The sequence below is a fragment of the Leptolyngbya sp. DQ-M1 genome, assembly GCF_039962505.1.
Taxonomy (GTDB): domain Bacteria; phylum Cyanobacteriota; class Cyanobacteriia; order Leptolyngbyales; family Leptolyngbyaceae; genus Leptolyngbya.
Genome location: NZ_JAMPLJ010000002.1, coordinates 166,933 through 192,764, shown reverse-complemented (window position 1 = coordinate 192,764; position 25,832 = coordinate 166,933). Strand labels below are relative to the sequence as shown.

The 25,832-nt window shown below is 49.4% G+C and carries 21 protein-coding genes and 1 pseudogene; 11 read left to right on the top strand and 11 right to left on the bottom strand.

Annotated features, from left to right (window positions below):
• The first annotated feature begins 59 nt into the window (after positions 1-59).
• Both NC981_RS06865 and NC981_RS06860 read left to right on the top strand, forming a co-directional pair.
• Positions 60-179, top strand: a complete 120-nt coding sequence (locus NC981_RS06865) for a photosystem II reaction center X protein (protein WP_348242187.1) — start codon at positions 60-62, stop codon at positions 177-179.
• 171 nt (positions 180-350) lie between these two features.
• Complete coding sequence (locus tag NC981_RS06860) at positions 351-1,046, top strand: Ycf66 family protein (protein ID WP_348242186.1); 696 nt, start codon at positions 351-353, stop codon at positions 1,044-1,046.
• Positions 1,047-1,109: 63 nt separating this feature from the next.
• Here NC981_RS06860 and NC981_RS06855 read toward each other — a convergent pair whose 3' ends face one another.
• Together NC981_RS06855 and NC981_RS06850 are read right to left on the bottom strand one after the other, a co-directional pair.
• Entirely contained in the window at positions 1,110-1,283 is a 174-nt protein-coding gene (locus NC981_RS06855; protein WP_190379711.1) for a chlorophyll a/b-binding protein, read from the bottom strand.
• A 15-nt stretch (positions 1,284-1,298) separates the two neighbouring features.
• A complete protein-coding gene (locus NC981_RS06850) occupies positions 1,299-2,288 on the bottom strand; it encodes a succinate dehydrogenase/fumarate reductase iron-sulfur subunit (protein WP_348242185.1) in 990 nt (329 codons plus the stop codon).
• Positions 2,289-2,705: 417 nt separating this feature from the next.
• On the opposite strand from NC981_RS06850, the gene NC981_RS06845 reads away from it, so the two are divergent.
• The 4 genes from NC981_RS06845 (at position 2,706) to hpsE (ending at position 5,734) form a co-directional block, all read left to right on the top strand.
• The gene (locus NC981_RS06845; RefSeq protein ID WP_190379709.1) at positions 2,706-3,119 is read left to right on the top strand and encodes an AbrB family transcriptional regulator; all 414 of its coding nucleotides are present in this window, start codon (positions 2,706-2,708) and stop codon (positions 3,117-3,119) included.
• A 38-nt stretch (positions 3,120-3,157) separates the two neighbouring features.
• Positions 3,158-4,006, top strand: coding sequence for a type II CAAX endopeptidase family protein (locus NC981_RS06840; protein ID WP_348242184.1), 849 nt, complete (start codon positions 3,158-3,160; stop codon positions 4,004-4,006).
• Between the two features lie 286 nt (positions 4,007-4,292).
• Positions 4,293-4,664, top strand: a complete 372-nt coding sequence (locus tag NC981_RS06835) for a hypothetical protein (RefSeq protein ID WP_190379707.1) — start codon at positions 4,293-4,295, stop codon at positions 4,662-4,664.
• A 119-nt stretch (positions 4,665-4,783) separates the two neighbouring features.
• On the top strand, positions 4,784-5,734 hold the full coding sequence (gene hpsE, locus NC981_RS06830; RefSeq protein WP_348242183.1) for a hormogonium polysaccharide biosynthesis glycosyltransferase HpsE: 951 nt from the start codon (positions 4,784-4,786) through the stop codon (positions 5,732-5,734).
• Positions 5,735-6,023: 289 nt separating this feature from the next.
• Here hpsE and NC981_RS06825 read toward each other — a convergent pair whose 3' ends face one another.
• Positions 6,024-6,554 carry a Dps family protein gene (locus NC981_RS06825; RefSeq protein ID WP_348242182.1) on the bottom strand — a complete coding sequence of 177 codons (531 nt, stop codon included), beginning with the start codon at positions 6,552-6,554 and terminating at the stop codon, positions 6,024-6,026.
• 274 nt (positions 6,555-6,828) lie between these two features.
• Here NC981_RS06825 and NC981_RS06820 point away from each other — a divergent pair.
• Together NC981_RS06820 and NC981_RS06815 are read left to right on the top strand one after the other, a co-directional pair.
• Positions 6,829-7,065 (top strand): annotated as a pseudogene (locus NC981_RS06820) (IS1 family transposase); the annotation flags it as partial.
• 151 nt (positions 7,066-7,216) lie between these two features.
• Positions 7,217-7,459, top strand: a complete 243-nt coding sequence (locus NC981_RS06815; RefSeq protein ID WP_348242181.1) for an Asr1405/Asl0597 family protein — start codon at positions 7,217-7,219, stop codon at positions 7,457-7,459.
• A gap of 2 nt (positions 7,460-7,461) precedes the next feature.
• On the opposite strand, the gene NC981_RS06810 is transcribed toward NC981_RS06815, so the two are convergent.
• From NC981_RS06810 to NC981_RS06780, 7 genes are all read right to left on the bottom strand, one after another.
• Positions 7,462-7,932: a chemotaxis protein CheW gene (locus NC981_RS06810; protein ID WP_348242180.1), complete on the bottom strand. Its 471-nt coding sequence runs from the start codon at positions 7,930-7,932 to the stop codon at positions 7,462-7,464.
• Between the two features lie 4 nt (positions 7,933-7,936).
• Positions 7,937-10,954, bottom strand: a complete 3,018-nt coding sequence (locus NC981_RS06805; RefSeq protein ID WP_348242179.1) for a hybrid sensor histidine kinase/response regulator — start codon at positions 10,952-10,954, stop codon at positions 7,937-7,939.
• A 281-nt stretch (positions 10,955-11,235) separates the two neighbouring features.
• Entirely contained in the window at positions 11,236-15,486 is a 4,251-nt protein-coding gene (locus NC981_RS06800; protein ID WP_348242178.1) for a GAF domain-containing protein, read from the bottom strand.
• A gap of 31 nt (positions 15,487-15,517) precedes the next feature.
• Positions 15,518-16,087 (bottom strand): chemotaxis protein CheW, encoded by a 570-nt coding sequence (locus NC981_RS06795; RefSeq protein WP_348242177.1) that lies wholly within the window; start codon positions 16,085-16,087, stop codon positions 15,518-15,520.
• A 14-nt stretch (positions 16,088-16,101) separates the two neighbouring features.
• Positions 16,102-16,467: a response regulator gene (locus tag NC981_RS06790; protein WP_190379699.1), complete on the bottom strand. Its 366-nt coding sequence runs from the start codon at positions 16,465-16,467 to the stop codon at positions 16,102-16,104.
• Positions 16,468-16,483: 16 nt separating this feature from the next.
• Positions 16,484-17,710 carry a response regulator gene (locus NC981_RS06785; protein ID WP_348242176.1) on the bottom strand — a complete coding sequence of 409 codons (1,227 nt, stop codon included), beginning with the start codon at positions 17,708-17,710 and terminating at the stop codon, positions 16,484-16,486.
• A gap of 436 nt (positions 17,711-18,146) precedes the next feature.
• On the bottom strand, positions 18,147-20,051 hold the full coding sequence (locus tag NC981_RS06780) for an iron uptake porin (protein ID WP_348242175.1): 1,905 nt from the start codon (positions 20,049-20,051) through the stop codon (positions 18,147-18,149).
• A gap of 495 nt (positions 20,052-20,546) precedes the next feature.
• On the opposite strand from NC981_RS06780, the gene NC981_RS06775 reads away from it, so the two are divergent.
• The 3 genes from NC981_RS06775 to NC981_RS06765 all read left to right on the top strand — a co-directional run bounded on the left by NC981_RS06775 (position 20,547) and on the right by NC981_RS06765 (position 23,327).
• Positions 20,547-21,659, top strand: coding sequence for an ABC transporter substrate-binding protein (locus NC981_RS06775; protein WP_348242174.1), 1,113 nt, complete (start codon positions 20,547-20,549; stop codon positions 21,657-21,659).
• Between the two features lie 67 nt (positions 21,660-21,726).
• On the top strand, positions 21,727-22,557 hold the full coding sequence (locus tag NC981_RS06770; RefSeq protein WP_348242173.1) for an ABC transporter ATP-binding protein: 831 nt from the start codon (positions 21,727-21,729) through the stop codon (positions 22,555-22,557).
• An 8-nt stretch (positions 22,558-22,565) separates the two neighbouring features.
• Positions 22,566-23,327 (top strand): ABC transporter permease, encoded by a 762-nt coding sequence (locus NC981_RS06765; RefSeq protein WP_190379694.1) that lies wholly within the window; start codon positions 22,566-22,568, stop codon positions 23,325-23,327.
• 55 nt (positions 23,328-23,382) lie between these two features.
• Here the strand turns inward: NC981_RS06765 and NC981_RS06760 are convergent, their stop codons facing one another.
• Positions 23,383-25,827: a DUF4912 domain-containing protein gene (locus NC981_RS06760; RefSeq protein WP_348242172.1), complete on the bottom strand. Its 2,445-nt coding sequence runs from the start codon at positions 25,825-25,827 to the stop codon at positions 23,383-23,385.
• Between the last annotated feature and the right edge of the window lie 5 nt (positions 25,828-25,832).

The following is a 25,832-nucleotide window of genomic DNA, read 5'->3' as shown; positions in this document are numbered from 1 at the left end:
TAGATGACGAACTATTAAAATTATGAAGACTTGCGTGTTGTTGATAAGGACAAAGCAATATGACTCCTTCTTTGATGAATTTTCTACTCAGCTTGCTTGCAGGCGTTGTGATTGTGGTAGTTCCTGCTTCCGCCTTTCTCATTTTTGTCAGCCAAAAAGATAAAATCCAACGCTCCTAAGGTCGCGATCGCACTTGCTGATCAATTTGATTCGACCCGTTATATTAGAGTCAAACCTCAGAGACTGGACGCTTGCGGATCAGACTGAGGTTTTTGCTGATCCAAAGCGGGATTTTCGTGGAGAAATTGGAAGGAAGCCGCTAACATAGGACTTATCCTTGGAGACCGGACATGGTTAATTTTCAGTTCAATTTAGCAAGTATCTCTGGGATCATCCTGGCGGTGGGCGGAACTGCGCTCTATGCAGTCCGATCGTTTCGTCCGCAGATTGCCCGTGATACCGATATTTTCTTCTCGGCAGTCGGTTTGCTCTGCGGTTTGATTTTGATTTTTTACGGCTGGCGATTTGACCCGATTATGCAGTTTGGGCAGGTGCTTCTGACTGGGGCGGCTGTTTATTTTGTGTTTGAGAATTTAAGGCTGCGGCAGATTTCGACCGAGCAAGCAAAACGCACGACTCCGATCGTGGATACTGAGCGTCCGGTCGCACCAGAGTATCGTGCTGCATTCGAGGAAGATGAATACACGGTGAGCTTCGCAAATCGCGAAACCCGGACACCCCTTCGAGAAGGTCGCAGAAGACCGCAGCGTGACGATGAGTTTGACGATCGTCCTGCTCGTTCCCGTCCTACTCGCGCTGATGAGCCACGCTTAGGCCCTGCGGAGCGCCGCAATACGCGCAGCCGGAATGAAGCTTCTAGCGATCGTGAGGATTTGGGTAGCCGTCCGACTCGTCGCAATTCTCCGAGAAATACGGCTCGTCCGCGTCGCAATAATGCGATCGAAGATATTAACCAGCCCGATGAGGCTGGGTATGTGGAATACCGCCCGATCGATTCAAATCGCAAGGATGGATGGGGCGAGTAGCTGAACTGAATTAGAAAGAGTGAGGAGCGTTGATGTAACGCTCCTTTTTTAATGCCTTGACCTTTAAAAGCCAAGCCAGGTAAAGAAGTCCTGACGAGTCACAAACTGCAAAATCAGCAGGGCAACAAACCCGATCATGGCAAAGCGTCCATTAATCAATTCGGCATAGCGTGTCCAACCGAAAGCTGGCTGTTCTTCAGGGGTTTGGACTTCAGGTTTGGGAGTTTCAGCAGTCATGGTTTAGTTTGTAACTCAGCTTCTTGATTGTGCTTCAAATGCTTGGACAGATTCAATCAGCGATCGTATCGTTTTCGTTCCTTCCGACTTTTCAAATCCAAGCGGAAACTTCCGTCGCTGGAGCATTCGCAATCCGAGCGGTGCAAGACTCAATAATCCGGGTAAGTCCCTGAAGTTATTGGCAACTACTTTTAAGCCAAACAGCCGTTCATCAACCCAACCGCCTTGTTTGACCAGATTAATTAGCGTTCTGCGATGACGAATCGATCGACTTTCTTGAACTGTTTCGCTGTCTAAAATTGCGTTTTTAATCTTGCCGATTTGATCCATTGGCGCAACTTCCATCGGACAAACTGCATTGCAGAAATAACAGCGCGTACAGCCCCAAACACCGCTTGTTCCTTCGTTGTATCGCTCTAGGCGATCAACGGTGCGATCGTCGCGAGAATCTGCCACCATTCGATACGCTTTGGCTAGGGCATGAGGCCCGACAAAATTCGGGTTCACTTCTCGCGCATTACATTCCGAATAGCATGCCCCACACAGGATACAATTGCCGGTCTGATTCAGCTTGTCGCGCTCTTCTGGAGACTGGAGAAACTCGCGCTCTGGCACTTGACGGGCTGCCGTACTCACATACGGATCAACCGCTTTCAAGTTTGCCCAGAAGCTCGACATATCCACAACCAAATCTTTGATCACGGGCATATTTCCCATCGGCGCGATCGTGATTTCTGGAACTTCTGCATCCGGGGAAAATCGAGCCACTTCACTGCCGACATTCTCTTTGCAAGCGAGCGCCGATCGTCCATTAATTCGCATCGAACAGCTTCCACAAATCGTATTGCGGCAGTTTTTTCGATAAGCAAGCGTTCCATCTTGCTCCCATTTAATTCGGTTAAGGCAGTCGAGAATTGTATTTCCAGGCTCAACTTCTAGCGAGTATGATTCCACCCGTGGAGCGGCATTCTGATGCTGCCGGACAATCTTAAAGACGACTTGCATTCTGCCAACCTCGCAAAAACAACCAAGAGCGACACAAATCAGAACGCTTACAGACGGCTGATCCAAACCTAGTTTAACACCGCCGTTAAAGGCAGGTGTGATCGCATTAAACTTGTTTTCCGTTTCAGATTTCTGTTTAAAACTTCGATACACCTGAACAGTTTCTGCGGGATAACTCTAGTTGTTTTCTGACATTGGGAAGAATGAATTGTTTAGTCTTCTGAATGCTTTAATTCATTACGATCGAGAAGCACGGCACAGATCAACTGTAAGAATGAATCAAAAAGATTAATACCAGAACGAATTATTTCAGGTCGCTGTTCAAAAACAAACATTTGAGGATATATTTTACTAAGTCAAACATTTAAGATTGACGCTAATACCCATTTCAGAAATCGAAGGGATATTCTGTAGCAGATGAGTGAACCTGCAACCGCCCCATTAACTGGGAAGGCGCTACTTCAAAAAGTAAAAGAATTGTCACATCTGCCCCGTCGAGAAACGGCAAAGCGATGTGGCTACTACACCGTTACGAAGAACAATCAAACGCGAGTCAATTTGACCGATTTCTACGATGCTTTGCTGGTCGCGAAAGGGCTTCCTCTCGATCCAGAAGGCACCAAAGATGGTCGAGGACGCGAACCCACGTATCGCGTCAGTGTTCATCAAAATGGGCAAATTGTCATTGGAGCCGCTTATACAAAAGCAATGGGTCTAAAGCCTGGCGATGAGTTTGAAATTAAACTCGGCTATAAGCACATTCACTTGATTCAGCTTGATGGCGATAAAGCAAGTAAAAATGGTGCAGTTGATGAAGGAGAGGCAAATTAATTGCTCTTCCTCCAACTTCATTTCAATTGGGTTTGATTATGAACTTGTTTCCTATCTTGATCGATGCAACTGCGTTTGTTAAGAGTCTTTCACAAGCGCCTGCATTTATTCAGATAGGATTCTTTTTTCTGATTTGGGGATTGGTGTGGTTGCCGATCGCGATCCCTATTGCGTTCTTTGTGAAGTGGAGACCTTTCGCGCCGCTAGAACTGCAACAAAAATTGCCGCTGGTTGCTTCACTTTACCTGCTTGCGCCACCAATTTTGTGGAAAATTGCCGCGCTAAAGCGAGTTCCCTTTTCTACATTTGGTATCAGTTTGAATACTGATCTTTTGACTTCGACTGCACTTGGATTGGGCATCGGAGCGGTCGGAATTCTGGTTTTATTCGGTGTACAAACTGCGATCGGTTGGCTTCATTGGAACCCTGAGAACTGGCGAAAATGGCTCACGGCAAGTTTACCGACGCTGTTACTTGCACTCTGGATTGGATTTACCGAAGAATTGGTGTTTCGAGGATTCTTCTTTGGTCAAATCGCCTCTAATTTCTGGTGGGGTGCGATCGTCTCCAGTGTGATTTTTGCAGTCCTACACCTGATTTGGGAAGGCAAAGAAAATATCCCACAACTGCCGGGACTAACGCTAATGGGCGTTGTGCTGTGCTTAGCGTTCGTTCAAAACCAGAACAGCATTGGTCTACCCTGGGGACTTCATGCAGGCTGGGTGTGGATGATTGCGAGTTTAGATGCAGCAGAGATTTTGAGCTATGACGAAACTGCCCCAGAGTGGTTAACGGGGATCGATCGCAAACCCCTGGCTGGAGTGTTGGGATTATCGTTTCTATTGGTGACAGGGTTGGGAATTGAAGTGTTCTGGCGATCGCTCTAGCCGTCAAACTTCGATAGGGGTGAAACCATTGTCGGTGCGGTGCTGACTGGATTGAACGCAATACCCCAAACTTACCCGCTTTTGGCGCGTAGTGTTTTACGCCTTTCTGCCCATAGAAACCTAATGCTTTGCCGTACTGCATGAGGCCCTAAAGGTAGCAAATAATGTTAAGTTTTGTTGCGCTAGTTATTTATCCAGCATCGTAAATCTATCCCAGGATATACTCTTACAAACTTACCTTTGTTGTAACGACACATTGCTGAATCTTTGGGAGAAGAAATAATCCGTGTACGACACTACCAGCTTAGACCTCGAACAAGAATTGAGCAGACTTACCTGTGCATTTGCAACTCGTAACACTGAGATTGGCAAAGCCGTGATCGCAAACCTTAGAAGCCGCCTCACTCTTCGAGAGGTTGCAGGAATGGTGATCGTCAGCTTGGAGCGCTTAGTGTGGACAGACCAATTAGCATTCTGCTGGGCGGTTGAGAATGTAATTCCCGGCTATGTAATGCGAGAAATTCGCCGAATTACATCTGTTACGATTTATCGCCGTTTGATTACGCAGGGCTATCAGCCTGGACAAGATTTTAGTATGGACGGTAAAGGACAAGTCCTGCTGAACAAGCAAGCGAAAACTGCAATTTTTGCTGGCTAAATCTCTTAATTAAAGAAGCATAGGACTCCATCGCGAAGTTCGATCGAGTCCTATTTTTTATACTGCTTCTGGGCACATTATGGAGACATCCACTTTGTCCCTGTATTTTGCCTCTCCGTATGCTACCACTGGATTTTACTGTTGCAATTCGGGCGTTTAATGCCGCCGATCGCCTCCCTGCCTTACTCGACAAGCTTCAATCGCAACAAAATACAGAATCAATCCGCTGGGAAGTTCTGATTGTCGATAACAATAGCACTGACAACACCGCTGAAGTTGTGCAAGCCTACCAGTCAAAGTGGAAAACCTGTGATCTGCGGTACGTGCTTGAGCGAAAACAGGGAGCCGCGATCGCTCGCTGGCGTGCAATTCAAGAAGCAAAAGGCGCTTTCATCGGCTTTCTCGATGATGATAATCTTCCTGCGGAGGATTGGGTCGCCACTGCATCCGCTTTTGGACGGGCTAACCCAAAAGTAGGAGCTTATGGAAGCCAGATTCACGGCATCTTTGAAGTTGAACCTCCACAAAATATCCGTCGAATTGCGTTGTACTTTCCAATCATCGAACGCAAAAACCTGCTTCACTTCGACACCTACAAAAAAGGCTTACCCCCCGGCGCTGGATTAACCATTCGTAAGCAAGCATGGCTTGATCATGTCCCAGAAAATTTGATTTTTCAGGGGCCGGTCAAGGGATCATTAGCGACCAAATGGGAGGATATTGAAGCGCTTCACCACATGAGGAATGTAGGTTGGGAAGTATGGTACAACCCAGAGATGCACATCTATCACTACATTCCAAAGTGGCGATTAGAAGCCGCATATTTACTAAAGTTTCTCAAATCAACGGGACTAAGCCAGCATCGCTTCCGAATGCTCGGTTATCCGGTTTGGCAGCGTCCTTTGGTCTTCCCACTGTTGCTGCTTAACGATCTCCGAAAAATCGTGTCTCACAAACTGAAGCATCGCGGCTCTAAAGATCTGGTTGCTGCTTGCGAGTTGCAATTTCTAATCGGTAGATTTCTTAGCCCGTTCCACATCTGGACACGACTTCTGACGCAGGGAAAGTAAGTCCCGCGATCGCGGCTTTAGCTAGTTCGTCGCGGCTCCTAGCTTGCGATCAAATTTTATTCAAACAAGTCTTGACGTTTGTTCTCAATTAGCCTATTCTCACTTCTTGAGAAGAAGTTGCAACAGCGCAAAAAAAAATCTCTTCCCTGTCATTTGAGTAACGGAATTGCAATCCCTACTCGAACGATAGAGAAGAGGCGGCACATTGGACGGTAGAACCGCAACTTGTTAATTACGCAAAATTATGGATATTCAAGGAGGAATACACACAGCCAACGTAACAAGCACTCTAACGCTTTAAGCTATCAGGTGCGAGGAAGTGAGAGATGTGAAAGGCTCGGTCTTCAGTTGTCAGCAAGATTTTTTCGAGCAGGTAGCGCGTTGCACGATCGCCCACGCTTTCCGCTTGAGCCGCTTGCCGACGCAGCAGATCGATTACCGCTTGCTCACCGACTAAATCATGCTCCAGCATTGATCGACAGCTATAAGCTCCATCTGGCTCAGGCGCAAAGCAGCACAGCTCAGCGAGCTTCGAAAAACTCGCAACCGGAACGCCGCCCAACCCTTCTAGCCGCTCACCGATTTCGTGGGCGTGTGTCTGAACCGCTTCGTAACTTTCTTGAAAAAATTGATGTAAAGAGTAAAATTCAGCCCCTTCGACCACAAAATGATGCTTTTGATACTGCAAATACAATGCTTGAAAACTAGCCAACAGCGCGTTCAACCCTTCACAAACAGGCTCAGTCACCGTACGCTCTAGAGAAATTGGATTATCAACAATCTGACCAAAAGGACGCATTAGAAATTGAGTTTCAAACATTCTATTCTCCTGATCAATGAGAAAATTCGGTACACCAACCACAACACCTCAAAAGGGATGCAGTCTGCCTCTTCTGGACATTACCAGCAAAGACAGGAGCGGCTTACTTACCCACGATTGACTCATACTTTCCAATGAAACGCAAGTTTGAAACGGTATCGCTTTAAACGATTCTTTGTACTAAATGAGAAATTATCTTGTTTTATTCAAATCATCAAAATTACTGTTTTCCTGCACATTAGCCCTGTAAAAGATAACGTTGCACACTGAAGTAATGAATTGCCCTCAATGTGGTTCTACTCATATCAATAAAAGCGGGCACTGTCGCGGTAAACAAAACTATCGATGTAAAAATTGTGGTCGTCAGTTCGTTGAATCGCGCTCAGCACGAGGCTATTCAGAAGATGCCAAACAGATTTGCTTGAAAATGTATCGCGATGGCATCGGGTTCAGGGCGATCGGTCGCGTCACCGGGATCAGTCATAACGCCATCATCAATTGGGTAAAGCAAACAGAGTCAGATGACCCACCCGATTCTCCTGAGATAGATAAACAGACTCCAGCCATTGGGCAATATCCTTACAAAAGTGTGCAGCTTGCAGCATTTTTGAGACCCTGTATCTCGTAACTATCGAAAAAGATTCCTGATTGAAAAACCGCGAATGAATTTAGATCCTGCATCCTCTGGGTTCCTGTTTACGATCAAAGGCTGCGATCGCTGGCAAGTGTATCGTCGCCTCTGCGAACTCGAAATTTCCTGTTCTTGTGCTGCCCATCAACCCCTAATCGTTCATATCGAAAGCACGATCGCGCTCGTCCAACTGTGGAGCGTGATGAGACAAGCCATCATTCCACGTCAGGTGTTAGTCGATTGGTTAGAGGACTGCTGGAAGTGCCGCTTCTGAGTTCAACGACTTGCGCCTAAGCAGGCAAACAACCGCTCAATTTCCAGCAGAAAGACTGCGAGTGTTGCTTTTCCTTGGGGCAATACGACGACTTGACTGGCGATACTGAGAGGATGACCTTGGCGATAAGGCGCGGGTAACTGTCGAATCGCGGTAGCATCCACTTCGATCAAATCCGGCGGTGCATCCACTCGAATTGCACAGAGTTCTGCTTTGATTTTCGCAATGACCAAGAAGTCACCTGCCTGATCTGTTGGAGCTAGACCTAATTGCGATCGCAGATTCAGCACCGAAAGCGTCTGCTGTCCCACTGGAAAAAGTTCAAGCGGTTCTACGGGGCGCGATCGCAAGTCATCTGGACAGTTGACAACCCGTAAAATGCGATGGAGCGGTAAACCGAATCGATAGCCTGCGATCTCAAAAACTATCAATCGAACCGTTTGTTTCTGGTTCAGAGTTTGAGAAGTGTTCATAGACTTACTGCACCACCTTTGCGTTGATCAACTGTTCGACTAGCTGAAGTAATTCACCCTGGTCATACGGCTTAGTGAGATAGGCTGCCGCGCCGAGCTGCTTTGCCAACTGCTGATGTTTTTCGCTGGTGCGAGAGGTGAGCATGACGACTGGAGCCTGGGACGCTTGCTTGTACCGCTTGAGAAATTCAAAGCCATTGAGACGCGGCATTTCAATGTCACAGGTAATCAGTTGAATCTCAGGATGCTGCTGTAGCTGCGCGATCGCCTCTAATCCATCTTGTGCTTGAATCACTTGATATCCTGCGCGGTTGAGTGTTGCTGCAACGGTTTGCCGCACCGTGAGCGAATCATCAACGACTAATACGGTTTTTGCAATGAGTGTAGATTGAGTTGGGACAGCGTTAGACCTCGCTTGATTTCGCTCGACTAATGCGACCGCATCGATCGCCAAGAGCGATCGACCATCGCCTAGAACACTACAGCCATAGATGTAGCTGGGTGGTGTGAGCGTATTTCCCACAGGTCGTAGTACCAGTTCTTGTTCTCCAAGTACGCGATCGACCTCGATCCCAACCCAAGTATTCTGATGCCTGCAAATCAGAATCGATGAGGTCAGCGCCGGAACAGTTCTAAGCTCCTCAGTTGAATGTAGCGCCGCTTGGAGGCTGATTAATCGGTTCGTGTAAGTTACAGCATCAGAGAGTGAATGAATTGGAACAGTTTGTTTCTCGTCTTCATAGCGCCAATGTAAAACGCGCTGCTGTCCCAGTTGTTCGACCTCTGCGCTACTGGGCGACACGATTCGGATTACGTCCTCAGAGATCATGCCGTAGATTGCGTGTCCTGCTTGGCATACCAGCAGTCTCGCGCTGATCAGGGTGAGCGGCAATTGCAATGAAAAAGTTGTCCCTTGGTTGGGTTCTGAGGTAATCGTCACAGTGCCGCGCATCGCTTGAATTTGCGATCGCACCACATCCAGTCCAACGCCCCGCCCGGACAAGTCTGTGACTTGCTCAGCCGTCGAAAAACCAGGCTCAAACAGCAGGTTTAGAAGTTCAGATTCGGAGCAGCGATCGACGTAGCAAGAAGGCAGTCGTCCTTGTTCAAATCCACGCTGACAAATTTTTTGTAAATCTAAGCCGCGCCCATTATCCTTGACTTCGATCACCGTCCGATTGCCTTGCTGATAAGCACGAACTTCGATTTCACCGATCGATTTTCCTTGCTGCGATCGCAGTGAATCAGGCTCGACTCCATGATCAAACGCATTGCGAACTAAGTGCAGCAATGGATCATAAAGCTTTTCTGCAAGGGCTTTATCGACCATTACTTCGGTTCCAGCTAACCGCAAGTTCACGGTTTTGCCATAAGTTTCGCTTAGTTGTTGCACTACAGCAGGCAAGCGATTGAAAATGGTACCGATCGGCATCATCCGAACCGTGATCAAATCATCCCGTAGATTGGATAACAGCCGCCCTTGCTTACCCCGCGTCAATCGAGACTCTCGCGCTAGGAATCCGATCGCTTCTGCTACGGTTTCAAGCTGCTCTGCTTCTGTCACAGCTCTCTGTAGGCGCACATAAAACTCATTGTATCGATCGAGTTCAAGCGGATCGAATTTCTGCTTCAAATCGCTGTTTGTTGCGAGAGAATGACCTCCTCTAGCGAAGCGCTCCGGAGCAATAGATGCCCAGTCTTTCAACTGCGATAGCATCTGCTGATGCCGATTCAGCCGATCGACCAAATCGACCAGCATCACTTGCAACTGTTCATCTTGAAGCAATTGCTGATTCTGATAGATCAGGAGTTCACTGGCAATCAAGTTCAGCGACTCTAAATTGGCTAGGTCAACCCGAATGGTATCTGAGAGCGTGGCTTTTTGAGCAACGGACTGCGGGGGAGCCGCTACCACAGGCGGAGAAACGGTTAGGGCAGCATGGTTTGACGCATCGTTTAGAGCGGGTTCTGCGTCCCAGAATTCCATGTTTGAACTTGAATCCTGGAGGTTTGAATCCTGGAAGTTCAAATCCTGAAAGCCTAAATCCTGAAGTTCGGCCTGTGCCGCAAACTCGGTGGCAAGTTGTTCAAAGGCAGGATCAACGGTAAAGAGGTCATTTGACTCAGGAATATTTTGAGAAGGTTCGGGTTTGACTGTGGGAGGATTGAGCAGCGATCGTCGGAGAAACCGCTTTAATCTTGTCCAAGCGCTGGGGACAGAGTCATTCGGCTTCTGGCTCAGTCCTGCAAACTGCTTGAGTGCAGTTGACACTTCACCGCCTGAAACTCGATCGCCGCTGAGAACCGCACTCTGTCCTTGGCGAAAATCGATCAGTGCCGCTTTAGCAATGTCCTGCACTCGATCGGGTTGGCGTTTGAGTGCGGTTAAAGCTGTTTGAGCGATCGCGCCAAATCCCTTTAAACTGAGCGATTCTGCTAATCCTAAAAATACTTCTGCCTGCGTTTGTAGGGTTTCGGCGATCGCGGTTGAGTTTCCTGCTGCGAGTACACTTTCTAATTGCTCAAGCCGTTCCTGTACTCCAGTTTCAAACATCGACTGAACGAGATCAAACCCCAACTCTGCCGAGGTTGGTATCGCAGCATCTGCATCAAAATGCCGACCCAGCTTTTTGCGAATCTGAGAAAAAATTGCCTCTGCTCGATTTAGTACCTCTGCTTCTTGACAACTCACTCCCGCGATCGCTGCCGTTATGGGCATTCGTAGACAGTCGTACCCTTCATATAGCAAAGCTTCTAGCTCTGCATCGATCGTGACCTCCGGCTTAAACAACGCCTTAAAAACATCTTCAAACGAGTGCGCGATCGTTTTGACACTCTCAAATTCAACGCTGGCGGCGGCTCCTTTGAGCGTGTGAGCCGCTCTCATCAGTTCATGCACTTTAGCGGCAGAGCGATCTTGACGCAGCGAGAATAAATGTTGCTCGATCGACTGCAGTAAATCCTGCGCTTCTGTCAGAAAGTACGAGTAAGTTTGTTCACGGAGTTTAGCATCAGACATCATAGGGAACTCAAAGCACTAAAGTTGGGCAACAGAATGCTAAAGGGAAGTGAGTTCGACAAAAGTTTTTGGCTGCGTTTGAATCTGCGGGTCGCCCCCTAAATCCCCCATTCATGGGGAACTTAGAGCAAAGCCATTCCCAAATCTGGGGGAGTTCTCCGACCTTCAGAGTTCCCCAAAATGGGGAATTTAGGGGGCACGACTGAGCATCAACGAAACGAAAAAATCCGTCGAACTAGCGTTAAAGGGATAGCGTGCGGCATCTGCACGCTATCCCCCACTCCCTAACTCACCTTGAACTGTGTCACGCTGACTTGGAGCTGCTGAGCTGTGTTTAGCAACTCCTGGAACGAGGTCGAGATTTGATTCGACTGTTCAGAATTCTTATTTGCTAAATCTGCCACATCTGTCATCGCCTGCGTCACTAATTTCGATTGTTGAGTTTGCGCTTGCGTTGCCTCGGTGATTGCGTAGACCAATTGACTAATCTGCGCAGTCGCGTTGATGATCTCGTTTAACTGTTGGCGAGTCTCGTTAACGAGTCCAGTTCCGTTGACGACTTGCTGAATTCCTGTGTCCATTGCAGTTGCGACCGCGCTTGTTTCAGACTGAATCTCCTGCGATAGTTTTTCGATTTCGCGGGTTGCCTCAGCCGATTGTCGCGCCAGCGATCGCACTTCATCTGCCACCACCGTAAAGCCTCGCCCGTACTCACCAGCGCGGGTTGCCTCGATCGAAGCGTTTAATGCGAGTAACTGCGTTTGCGTCGTGAAATTGCTAATCAAACTCACCACTTTCGAGATCTTCTGCGAGGATTCACTCAGGCGCTTAATTTTCTTGCTCGTTTCCGCTACCGTCTCTCGAATCGCCAGAATGCTATCAACCGTGCGGTTCATCGCTGCATCGCCCGATCGCACAGTTTGGTTGGCTTGCTGGAGTGCCGTTTCAACCTGTCGAGCATTTGCCGCGACTGCTTGCGTTGAACTCACCATCGCTTGAAGCTGATCGAGCGCGCGTGTCACTTCCTGTAGCTGTTCCTCGGCTTGTTCAGTCAGCTTTGCAATCGCAGTGCTGCTGCTATGAGAGGTGTTCGTCACCTGAGTTGCAGAAGTCTGCACCTGAGTCACGATTTTGCGTAAGCTTTGAATGGTGTTGTTGTAAGCGTCGGCGATCGTTCCCACTTCGTTCTCAACGACTGGAACCCGAACCGTTAAATCCCCAGAGAACACAGGTCTCACTGCGGTCAGAAGTTGAATGACTTGGGTTTGCAGTTGTTCTTTTGCCATTTTCTCGCGCTGTGCTGCTTCGGCAAGTTGTTCAGACTGGATTCTCAGCCTTTCGAGGGAGTTAACTTGCTCTAGTACCACGCCAAGCTGCCCAGCAATCTGATTGAGTAAGGCGACATCTGCGTCTTCCCATTGACGAGGGCCGTTATTCTGGTAAACCGCTAGAATTCCCCAGAGTTCTTGTTTGCTAAAAACGGGAACCAGGACATATGCCCGCGCCTCAAACTTCTCTAAAAGCTCAACGTGGCAAGGATCGTGACCTGCATTGTAAATATCATCGATCGCTAAGCTCTCCCGGTTGCGGTATCGCCCGCCTTTGGTGTCGCGCAGATGAGTATCTTGCACGTTTGTTCCAATCTCGCTGCCAACCAGCTTGCTCCATCCTGCGGATACCGATTCATAGACAAAATCACCGCTCCAGTCTGGATTAAAGCGATAGAGAGCAGCTCGATCGACTTTAAGAAATTGCCGAATATCCTGAGTGATCGCCTGAAAAATCGAATTGACATCCGAGGACTGATGCTCCAAATCGATTGGCTGGCGAATGCGATCGCTGATCTTTGACAGAATTTTTTCCCGTTCAGCTTGCCGTTGAATCTGCGAGAGATACTCAGACTGCTGAATTGCGACCCCTAGCTGTGCCCCAAGTTGAGCCAGCAAATTAATCTCTGACTCTTCCCAATGACGTGGAGCGTTGTTCTGATACGCCCCCATTAGTCCCCAAAGCTTCTGCCCTGCAAAAATGGGCACAATCATGTACGCCTTAACTTGAAATTGTTCCAGCTTCTCGGTGTGACACGGCAAGTGCCCCGCTTTATAGATATCATCGACTGCAATGCTTTCATTGTTGCGGTATCGTCCGCCCTGAGTCTCCTGCAAATGCGTGTCATCCCAAGTTGTTTGAAAATCAGCCCCAACTAACCGCGACCAGCCTGGTGTAATCGATTCTGAGACAAATACACCGCCCCAGTCCTCATTAAAGCGATAAATTGCGATGCGATCGGTTTGCAAAAATTGTCGAATCTGCTGAGTGGTCTGTCCAAAGATTGTCTCAATGTCGCTCGATTGGCGAATCCGCTCCAGCACTGACTTATTCACTTGGTCGATCACACGAATGAAGTTGCGTTCCCGTGCTGCTGCTTTTTTCAGTTGTTCCGTTTGAGCTTCAACCTGCTTTAAATATTCTGCTTGCTGAATCGCCACCCCTAGCTGAGTTCCAATCTGAATCATCAAGCTAACTTCAGAATCATCCCAGTGCCGGACTCCTGAATTTTGATAGGCTGCTAGCAAGCCCCACAGCTTTTCTCCTTGCATGATCGGAACAATGATGTAGGCTTTTGCTTGGTAGCGTTCTAGCACACCGAGATAACACGGCGAAAATCCAGCTTTGTAGATATCCGAAACGGCTCTAAAGTTTGTGCCTTTTGCGTATGCACCCCCTTGAGTTTGTTGTAAGTAGGTGTCGATCGATTTGGCTCTACCTATTGTTTTGATATCACAGTCGCTGGCATTTTCTTTGAAGACGGCGTTCTCAAGCTGCTCTTCCATCAGTGAAATCCAGCCTGGTACAACCGATTCTGCCACAAATTCACCACTCCAATCCGGGCTGAACCGATACACACAGACGCGATCGGTGTTGAGAAACTGTCGAACTTCTTGAGTTGCAGTTTTAAAGATTGTATTGAGATCGAGCGATGTACGAATCTTATCAATCACTCGTGCCGCAGCGCGTTCACGCTCAGATACTTTTGCAAGTTGCTCGGTCTGCGATCGTAGCTGTTGAAGATTTTGTGCTTGTTGAATCGCCACGCCTAACTGTAATCCCAACCGGGACATCAGCGAAATTTCTGCATCTTGCCAATCGCGAGAAGCCGAATTCTGATACGCCGCCAACAAGCCCCAAAGCTTCTGATTCTGCAAGATGGGGACAATCACATAAGCTCTTGCTTGATAGCGTTCTAGCATCTCAATGTAGCAAGGTGAGAAGCCCGCCTCATAGATATCGCTTACGGCTCGAAAAGCAGTGGGATTCGACAACTTGCCGCCCTGCGTTTGCTGGAAATAGGTATCGGTAGTGCGGGCTGAACTATTGCCTAGCTGCTTAGCGCTACATTCACTGATGTTCTGTTTGAGGATGGGACTATCGATTTGTTCTTGAAGCAGCGAAGTCCAACCCGGAGCAGTCGATTCTGCCACAAATTCACCGCTCCAGTCCGGTTCAAAGCGATAAAGGCTGACGCGATCGACTTTGAGAAGCTGACGGATTTCTTGCGTGGTCGTCCGAAATACAGTGTCGAGATCAAGCGATCGACGAATGCGATCGATTACTTTGAAGATCGCTTTTTCCGCTTCATTTTGCTGCGTCAGCTTTGAGGAAAACTCTGACTGCTGTAGATTGATCGTGAGTTCCAAACAAAGCTGGTGCAGGAGGTTAATCTCAACTTCTTGCCACACTCTGGAGCGGGAACATTGTTGCAGAATCAGTAAACCCCAAGCTTGACCCGACACCCGAATCGGTAAGCTTAGACTTGCTTTGACTTGCAGTTGTTCGAGCAGTTGATGTTGGTACGGCATCAAATCGACACGATTGACATCTTCAACAACGACCACTTGATGCGTCACATAGTCTTCGGGCTGATCAAAACAAAAACAAGTCAGTGAAGGGGTTGCTCCTAGCGCGGGTGTCCATCCTCGCACTACCGATTCGGCAATGATCGATCCTGTGTCTTGAGTGTTGAACCGATAGATTAGGGCGCGATCGGCTTGCAGGGTTTCGCGGGCAACTTTGACAAAGACCTTCATTAAAGCGTCCATGTCAGTGATCAGGCGCATCTGAGCCGCGATCGTCGTAAGCTGCTTGCGGTGATCGCGCAGTTCTCTTACCCCGCCCTGCTGCTTGGGCTGAACCGCCGCAAATTCTGCAACCTGGCGAAATAAATTTTGAATGTTAGGTTTCTCAAGGAGTCCTGCCCGCTTGAGTTCCGATTTCAATCCCGTCAGCGCCGTTACAACTTGTTGGAGATCGCGTCCTGTCTCCTCTGAGTTGGTTTGACTTGCGCCATTGCCGTTTGTGTAGGTAGCGACGGATTCGGGCATTGGCGCAGGCTCGATCGCAGCATTTCTACCGCTCATCCCATTCACCTCAACGGGAGTCTCTGAGAGGAAAGCTGTAAATTCTTCGAGCGTGGGTTCTGCGGAAAACATGGAAGACAAATCCAGGGTAGGTTCAGAACGATGCGATGCAGACATAGAAAGACTCCGGAGGCTAGGGGTAGAAAAGTTAGATTGAAGCCTGTGAATGTAAAGCTGGATCTTGCAAAATGGCAGCAGTGCTTAAGACAATGCTATGGTCATGCCCAAAATATCCCTTGATAAAAGCAGCGAGGGGCTGAGCAAACAGATCCGGAGAGGGATGCACCAGTTTCTCTGGATCATGTTCTTCAATTTCACCGATCGCTTGAACCGTTAAACCGAGCCATTTGCCTTGGAACTGCACGACGATCGCGTTCAAGATAGTCAGGGATTGTGCGGGCTGTAAGATCTCGTCGAATCCAAGCTGGTAAAGCAGATCGACAAGCCAAAGCGCTTCGCCGCGCCAGTTTGACAATCCCAACACACAAGCGCTCATTTGCGGTACAGGCAAGACATCCAGAATTGAAATGGCCTGTACGGCAATGATGTCTTCTAGCGGTAGCAGCATCGAGTGAGATTGGTTCAGGTGAAACCGCAAAAATTTCTCAAGCGGTTTGATCTCGACAGGTGGATTCAGCAACGATTCCAGGCTGGCGATCGAAGCGGGCTGTGGGACACGCAATGGTGCCCATTCCAAAGGAGCAGCCATACCAACCATACTGCGCGCCTCCGTTAAATTACCTTGAGGTCGCGAATCGTGCTGAGCAGTGTAGCGGGATTAACGGGTTTGGGAAGATAGGCATTTGCGCCGAGCAGGTTGCCCCAAATCATATCGACTTCAGTATCTTTGGTTGAACAAATCACGACAGGAATTTGCTTCGTTTTAGGGTCGGACTTGAGTTCGCGGCAGAGTTCAAAGCCGCTTTGTCCAGGCAAGATCACATCCAGCACAATTAAATCAGGAGTTTGAGCCGTCAGTTTGGTTTGGGCTTCTTCACCGCTTTGAGCGCTCACTACGGTCAGTCCCGCCCTTTGCAGGTAAACCGTCAAAAGCTGCATCTCAGTCACACTATCTTCAACTAGCAGTACCGTTTTCATTCGCTTCTCCGCATCGTTAACTATCAATCGGCAGGGCTTTTCGCGCCACGGTTAACACCCGATCGGCATCAACTGGCTTGGCTAAAAATCCTGATGCCCCGACAAACTTTGCCCGGACTCGATCTATGATTCCGTCACTGCCCGTCAAAATAACAATCGGGATATCTTTAAAGGCAGAAACCCGACGGACTTGAGCGCAAATCTCGTATCCGTTGGCAATCGGCATGACCAAATCCAGAAAAATTAAGCCAGGTTTTTTCTCCAGCAGGACGGGCAATGCTTGAATCGAGTCTTGGATGCCGACAAACTGATAGCCTGCCTCCGTAAGAATGCGCTCCATGAGCTGGCATTCTCGCTTGCTGTCGTCGATGCAGGCGATTAGCGGGGCGCGGTTTGAGCCTGCGATCGGCGGTGAGGAGATAATCCGCTGGGGTTGGCTTTTTTGGGGTGCGCTGTTGCTAGAGGGGTTGGATTGGATAGAGCCAGAAGTTGGTGTACTCGGTTGGGCTGTTCCCGGAAGCGCCAGATCGGGAATTTGGATCAGGGCAACCAGTCCTTTGCGGTACAGGGGCACAAGCACGCGCATGAATTGCAGCAAGTCTTGCTTGGTCAACATTGCCAGATCCCGCAGAGTCCGCCGACCATCGATGAGCGAAATGAGCATTTTATAGAGTTTTTCTGGGGTGTGTTCTTGCAGTTGCTCCGGATGGCGCAGAACAGGTGCAAGGTTGGGAGAATGATCTGCAAATCCCAGCGATCGCCAAGTATTCCATTGTTGCTGCACTTCATTGAGAAGATGTTCAGCGTTGAGCAGTGCCAACGATGCTTCTGGCATGTCTTGAGCATCGGTTTTGAAGGTGACGGGTCGGGTTTCCTCCTGCTGAATGATGTCGAATAGGATTTCTTTGACGGTGCTGCGGATCAGCGCAACCGCTTGTTCTGGATTGATTTGCTGGCATTTTGCCAGGATATTCAAAGCTTGATAGTCCTGACAGAGCGTATCTGTGGTGGAGGGAAGCGCGATCGCGCTAGGACTGAGGTGGGGACAATGCTGGGTGAGATAGCGATGCCAGCGACGGTGAGGATGTGGCCCACCCGTTGCCCAGATTAATCGCCCCATATAGAGGTATAGACTCCACTGTTGCCCACTACCAAAAACATCTAACCGTCCACTAAAGTGCATTCGGCTGCGAATGCCAAGCAAACCGCTAGGAGAATCGGTTGAAGAATCATCAACTAACATACCTGACTTCCCCATATTCAGGGTCTTACCATATACCCAAAGCTTTCTCTATATAGGTTTCCCAAGCGCCGCAATAAACTTACTCCCGTTAAACGAAACATCCGAAAGACAGAGGAGGATTCAATTTGCATCTATCTAAAGGCAGAGATAAGAATTATGTGATTAATCTTGAATTTGATTTGTGAATGTTACACAGTGATTTGTGAATGCGGCTGATATTTCGGCTTCTTTAAAAAATTCAATTCTAGTGAAAAATACATTTGAGCAAAATTACATTAATGTCCGGCAGAGATACCCGCTGTTCTGGTCTTCTTGAAGAATAAAATTGCGAGAAGCACTGCTTCGCTCGCATACTGCCCAGAGAAAGAACTCGCAGGAAAACCCCTCCTGGTGCTCTAGGAAATCAGAAGGGGAAACTGCCGAAATGACAGCAGCACTAGAAGGTAAACTGCGTCCGAATATTGCCAATAAACACAGTGGAATTGCTGTTAAAGTTATTGGCGTTGAAAATGGTGTAGAACGAAGGCACGATCGCGACGTTCGGACTGAGGGGATAGAAATAAGACAGTTCTAAGTCATACTGCGTTCCCCAATCGCCGCCACCAGAGAGCAGAAACTCACGCCCGCCGATATAGTCGTATGGCATTACGAAGGAAATGACACCCAAGGCACCTTTTTTACCCAAGTCGGGAAATCCTAAACCCACCTGGAAGGATTGCACTCGCACATCTCCACCTGCTCTGACTGGGTTGACCGGATTCACATCGGTACGCCCGTAGGAGTAGCGCCCAAACACGCCAAATCTGGGTGTGATCAACCAGTCAAAATTGGCAATAAACGCATCCGATGCCGACTCTTGCAAGGCTCCACCAAATCCATCATCCACATAGCCGTAAGGCACAGGTTCGCCGGGCGAACCCCCGATAAATCCAGCAGCGGTGGGATTGAGGTTCGATCGAGTATATAAGAATCGGAAGTTGAAGCTCGGTGTGGGTGAGTAGGCGAGTTCTGCACTAATCGTGTTTGTGGCGCGGAACAGTCCTCGCGCTGGATCGCTTGAGGTGTTGAATCCGGCGGCGGGGTTGAGAAACTCGGTGTTTTCTCCAAGATATGCGGTCGTGAAGCGGAGTTGGGGCGTAATATTCCAAATTACAACGGCACCGGAACCTCGATCGACTGCGTTCGAGAGGGTACTGCCATTTGAGTTAAAGCTGCCTGCACCAGTGAGAAAAAAGGTAAAGCGGTTTTGATCAAAGTAGCGATAAAAATTCAAGCGTGGCCCGAAAGCAATGCGAACGCTGTTATTGACTGGAAACGAGTAGAAGAGTTCACGCACTGAAACCGATCCGGTGGTCAGCACTCCGGTCTGATCGAGAAAGGGAGTTCCCCAAGAGTTAAAAAATCCGGCAGAGACAAGCTGGTTTGCTGGAGAGTTGCCGTTTCCAGAGACGAGCTGTGTGACTAACTGATCTCGTCCTGTGAACGAGGTGTTGAGGTTCAAAAATGCATAGTAGCTGAAGGTAATATTCGGCTGCCCACGCAGCACTCTTGAGGGAATTCGCGCTCCACCTTGGCGAACCGGGGGCGCGATCGCATTTCCAGGAGTCGCGGGGTTACGCTCTGCGGTGATATCGCCTGTAGGAAAAGCCCCAGTTAAGTTAAAAAAGACGTTTCCGGTTAGCTTTGTGGTGGTTGAGAATTGCTGCCGTTCGAGGGTTGTGGCTCTGGCTTCTAGGGCATCCACTCGTCCGCGCAGGGCTGCTAACTCTGTGGCAAATTGTTCTTGCAGCTTTTGCAGTGTGTTGAGGTCTTCTTTCTTTACCAGGTCAGCGGTCGAAGCGGCGATCAGCTCGTTGATTCGATTGAGACACGCATTCAATCCGGCGGCAAATTCGTAGCGAGTGGTGGCTCGATTGCCGCGAAAGGTTCGGTCTGGATACCCAGCGATACACCCATAGCGCTCAACTAGAGATTGCAATGCTTGAAATGCCCAGTCGGTTGGTCGCACATCCGATAGCTGCGAAACGGAAGTCACTTGACTCATATTAGGAGTAACACGCTTCGGCTCCGGTGCGCTCAGTTCCGCGACGGTTCCTACGCGCTGCATTCCACTGGCGGGCTGACTGGGGGATAAGTTTAACTGAGTAGAAATTGACTCGATGCTGGGGCTTTCCACATTTGCAGAGGGCTCAGCAGATTTTAAATTTTCTTTGACCTTCAAGCTGCTGAGTTCATCCTGCTCTGCTTTCTCCTTGATCGCAGGTTCAGCCACCGCAATAGACACCAGCCCGAAATTTGCCGCCAATGCAGCAGCAGAAGCTAACAAAAGCCGCTTACGCATAGGGTTCACTCACTCCTCTTCACACTGGGCAGTATGCCGTATACAAACACATCTACAGATACTGCGAGGTTGATCTAACCTTCTGTCATCTGCTATACCTCTACAGCGTTGAGAGTAAACTCTATAAACCTCCGTGTAGGAAGTCGCTGAAAGGCTTGAATCAAAGTATCGATGCAGCTTGATGCAGCAAATAGTCTTTGCATAAGAGTTTTGAAACCGGAGTTTTCCTGCTCTTAAGAAAAGTTTAAGCAGGTGTCTTGAAAGACAAGAAGCATGGTACATCGTATCGAGATAACACCCTGCAAAGAAGTGATGTATTCTGTATACAGCGTTACATCAAGGGGTTGAGCTACTGCCCCATATTGTACTTTGGCGCTGCATCCACCGTTTTGATATTGACTTGGAGCGGTCGGCTGAAGCGTTGCTTTTCAAACTCAATGCCCCTCTTTTGTTGATCGCGAACCTATCGACGATCGCTGCTCTTGGAGAAACACTGTGAAGAAAGTATCAAAGCAACTATCCAGTTTGTCACTCATTGCCGCCGCAGTGGTTTTGTTTGGCGGATGTTCTCAACAAACACCAACCACAACTGCCGCTGGCGGCTCGGCATCGAGTCCTGTGGCAAATACTCAAGACCTAAAAAACGTCCGAGTGCAACTTTCATTCTTGAAACAAAGCTTAGATGCGCCGCTGATTTTGGCGATGAAAAATGGATACTTTGCTAAAGAGGGCTTGAATGTTACCTATGAGCGCGGATTCGGCAACGCCGACACCATTAGCAAACTGGGCACTGGAAAATTTGATTTGTCCTTCAGCGATATGTATAACGCGCTGGAGTTTAATGAGAAGAACCCAAATGACAAGATAATGGCAGTTGCAGTGACGCAGAATCGAGCACCATTTGCAATCTTGGCGCTCAAAGATAAAGGCATTGCTTCTCCCAAAGACCTCACAGCCAAGAAACTTGGTGCGCCCGCAGGCGATGGCCCCCGCAAGTTGTTCCCAGTGTTTGCCAAGCAAGTCGGAATTGATCCGAACTCGGTAGAGTGGACAACAATGGAGCCAAGACTGCGAGAAAGCTTTTTGCTGCAAGGGCAAGTCGATGCAATTAGCGGATTTGCAACCTCGGCTCTACCCGGATTGCTTAAAGGGGGTAAGAAGCTAGACGATATTAATGTGTTCTACTACAACGACAACGGGCTTGAATTCTACGGCAACACCATTCTGGCAAAAGCAAGCTTTGTCGAGCAAAATCCTGACACGATCAAGGCATTTGTCAGAGCATATATGCGTGGGCTTCAAGATACGTTAAGAGATCCGAGCGCAGCACTTGACGCAGTGATGGCATCCGATGACTCGAAGCTGATGGATCGCGAAGCTGAGAGAGTGCGCTTGCAGGTTGCGCTCGATCGCATGTTGTTAAGTCCTGAAGTGGAGCAGAACGGCTTAGGAGCCGCCGACCCCGCACGACTTGAAAAAACGCTGAAACAGACGGCTGAAGGATTCGGGCTGAAGACAACGCCTGCGGTTGCCGATATCTTTACCGATAAGTTCTTACCGCCGAAGGAACAGCGAACCGTCCCGACCGATCGCAAACCACTAACCTAAACCGACTGGTAGGCTGAGCCTTGTGCTTAGCCTTTTGCTTTTATCCACCTTACACTTTCTTACAGCTATGGTTCAGCCCCGCACCGATTCTCGATCGATCAGCTCTGATTCAGCCGATGGACAGCCGCTGTTAGAGTTTGACAACGTAGGGTTAGAGTATCCGTTTGAAGGCTCAATGCGTCGGATTATTCAGGAAGTGAACCTATCGATTCACCCAGGCGAGTTTGTGTCGTTTGTGGGGCCGAGCGGTTGCGGTAAGACCTCGATTTTGCGGATGGTGTCGGGGCTGAGCCCGGCTCCGATCGGCGAAATTCGCTATCGGGGAACGCCGATCAAAAAACCACTGCGGAATACTGGGATTGCGTTTCAGAATCCAGTGATGCTGCCGTGGCGCAATACGATCGACAATGTGATGCTGCCCTTAGAGATTGCTGAGCCGTATAAAAAGAACTTTCGCCAGCGCAAAGCAGAATATATTCGCATGGCGCAGGATCTCCTCTCAACCGTGCGGCTGCAAGATTTTCAGAAGCAGTATCCGTGGCAGTTGTCTGGAGGAATGCGACAGCGGGCATCGCTGTGTCGATCGTTGATTCACAGTCCAGAGATTCTGCTGCTGGATGAACCATTTGGAGCGCTGGATGCGTTTACCCGTGAGGAAATGTGGGGAATGCTGCAAAGCCTTTGGATGCGGGTGAAGTGCGTCGGCATTTTGATCACGCACGATCTACGTGAAGCCATTTTTCTGTCGGATACGGTTTACGTCATGGGGCCGCGGCCCAGTTCAATTATTTACCAAGTCAAGATTAATCTTCCGCGTCCGAGAACGCTGGAGATGGAACTGAGCGACGAGTTTAATCACTACTTCGCCAACATTCGTAAGCACATTCACCACAGCTAGGATTCATTATGGAAAAATTCTTTAAGTCAAAGTCCGCTGGCTTTGTACTTCCTTTTGTGGCAACCATTCTACTGTTTGTGGTTTGGGAGTTGGCGGTGATTATCTTTAAAATCCCGCCGTTTAACCTACCTGCACCCACCAATATTTTGAATGCGCTGATCAACTTTGCGCCTCAGTTGCTTGCAAACGCAACGCGGACACTTTGGACGACCATGCTGGGATTTGTGATTGCGGTCGGAGTGGGAGTCGTTTTAGGATTTATCATCGGCTACTCAAAAGTAGCTTATCTCACTCTATACCCGCTTCTGGTTGCATTCAACACGATTCCGAAAGCAGCGTTAGTTCCTTTATTAGCAATTTGGTTTGGGGCGAATGAAATTCCAGCAACGTTAACGGCGTTTTTGCTGGCGTTTTTCCCGATCGCGGTCAACGTCGCGTTAGGCTTGGATACAGTTGAACCGGAAATGAAAGATGTTTTACGGGCATTGGGCGCAACTCAGGTCGAAACCTTCCAGAAGGTGGGATGGCCCCACACTTTGCCGTACATCTTTGCATCGCTGAAAATTGCGGCATCGTTCGCGTTTATCGGTACGGTGATTTCTGAATCTGTGGCTTCTAATGCGGGCTTAGGATTTTTGATTGTTCAAGCCACCGCAGATTTCAATGTCCCACTTGCATTTGCAGCGCTACTAATTTTGGCGTTAATGGGGGTATTGCTTTACTGCTTCTTTGTTTTGCTGGAGAAGAAAGTGATTTACTGGGCGCGATAGGATTGCGATACTAAAAAAGCGGTGGGGCATAACCCTCACCGCTTTTTTTATGACTCTAGTTAGCTGAGACGTGGGCTGGAGTCGATCGTGCCAGTCGAGTCCATTGCTGATTCACATCGACATAGCCGACTTCGGCAACGTAGGTGTGATCGCTCATCGGAATCGGCACATCGCAACTCAGCGCCATGTCGTCGATGTCAAGCTGCTCGTAGCGCTCAGGCAGACTCGCGCCGCTCTCGGTAACATCATAAAGCCGTAACACCAGGTTCTCACTGCCCGTGAGATTAATGCGGGAGCGCAGCGATCGGGGTAAATCCCAAGTTGCATAAGCCCAGCGAGAATTGCGCGGCGTGAGAATCAGCCGACCTTCATTCTTTTCTGGCTGCACCGCAGGTGCGATCTTCTCACCTGTGATAAACGAATCGCTGAGGTTGCTCTCAGGGGTAGTGTCGGTTGTGAATGATGCGGTTTCTGGGGGAGGCGCTGCTGTCCGTGGCGCGTCTGCCTGATGCCGACCAGAAATGAAAGACCAAGCGGCAGTTCCTGCTCCAGTGGCGGCGGCTCCGCCTGCTTGAGTCACGTTGCTAGCGGTGTCCGTGATTCGATCGGTCATCTGTTGCAACCAGCTTGGGGACTCGGTGGAGGGTTGCGGTGCTTCAGTTGGGAATTCAGTCGTTGCAGGCTCGACCGCTGTATTTTCAATATCGCGATCGTCTGACAACACGGCTTTCGCTGAGTCTACGGCATCTGGAGCAATGGCATCACTGCTAGTTACAGTGGTGCTTCTGACCGAGCCAGGATTAGCAGCGGGAACGCGTACATGAGTCGATCTCGCGAGGCTGAGCCACTGATTGTAGCCCGTGAGATAGCCGATTTCGACGAGATAATCGCGATCGCCCAGTCCGATCGGCAAGCGTTGACGCTGGGTAAGTTCGTCACAGTCAATCTGCTGAACGCTGTGCGCGGATTGATGAGACAAATCGATATTCGTGACATCGTAGAGCCGCAGGGCTAATTTTTCGCCGCCCTGCTGCCGCGCCGCTTGTCGTTCATCGTTGGGGATGTCCCAAAAGGCTTCGACTTCTTGAGAACTACGGGACTTGAGTACCACGCGGCTCTGGTTGGGGCGGTTGCTGAACGCCGCCCAGGTGGCTGCTCCTGCACCCAGCGCCAGTGAATCTGCGCTCAAGTTGCCAAAGGCACGATCGGTTGTATCCTTTGGAGCGAAATCAAAATTGCTCGGCTGCCTGGAGGGTGCTTCTCCCAACGAAGGCGCTGACATGCCGTTGGCGTTGTGCAGCGGATCAAAGCCGCCTTCAACATAGGGTGCGCCGTTCACAGAGGGTGCGTCCGGGTCGCTTGAATAAGGAGGCGGAGTAAAGGAGCCAGTTTCGTTACGCGCTTGATCGGGCGGACTCAAGCGATCGCGGGTTGCGGCAGGGCGAGGGCGACGACCTCTCGCCAACATCCAGAGCAAGGCGGCTCCTGAGCCGATCGGGAGCAGCCACCAGAGCCAGTGCGGTAGTCCAGTCTCAGGAGTGGTTCCGGCAGTATTTTCGCGAGGAAAGAGGAAAGCGAGAGGATTGCCGTCGCCTTCACGACTGCCTGAAGAAGCCGCTCCGGTCGTAGCAGACTTTTCGCCAGGGTTCTTCTCTGCAACTCCAGCTTTCGCGATCGCCGTTTGTCCAGGAGCACTGGTCGCCAATCCTAGAAACGCTTGAACGGCTGGATTCGCGCCATCTTTGTAGACATAGTAGAGCGATTGAGAAAAGGGGTAGCGCGCATCGGTTGGTTTTACGCCGTCCATTGCGATCGCTCTCACGCCAGGTCGGTTTTTGAGCTGGTTCGCGGTCGCGTAGCTGATGCCGTTATTACCCAAGTTGGCAGCGACGGCTTGAATCGTGTCTTGTTTGAGTTTGAGCGCGGTTGTGCCAGTTGTAAATTTCCCTTGCTTAAAGGCGGGATACTCTTTGAATGCTTGGCGCGTGTCGCTGTCATCAGGACGATCAACGAACTTAATTGGGGTGTTCTGTCCGCCAACTTGTGACCAGTTCTTGACTTCGCCACGGAAGATTCTCGCAAACTGGTTAATCGTTAAGCTTTTTGCGAACGGGTTATTTGCGCCGACAAGGATTGCAATTTTGTCGCGTCCCATCGGGACGGATTTTAAGCCCTGAGCTTTTTCGGCTTCGGTGAGGGGACGGGCGATCGCGGCGATATCGGTTTTGCCGTTGAGCACCGATTGAATGCCAGTGGATGCGCCGTTGGCAGCAAGACTGACTTTTGTTCCAGGGAATTGCTGTTCAAAGCGCTGCTTCAGAACCGTGTTGACGGCTGCCATGCTGCTAGAGCCATCGACGCGAACGCTGGTTCCTTGGGCAACAGAAGCCGGAAGTTGAAATGCAGGCGACTGCGCTCGAACCCACTGGACATCTACAACCGTCGCTGTAGTTAACAGCAGCGTCAGACCAACTGTGGAGGAGTAATTTTTATGCACCATATTTC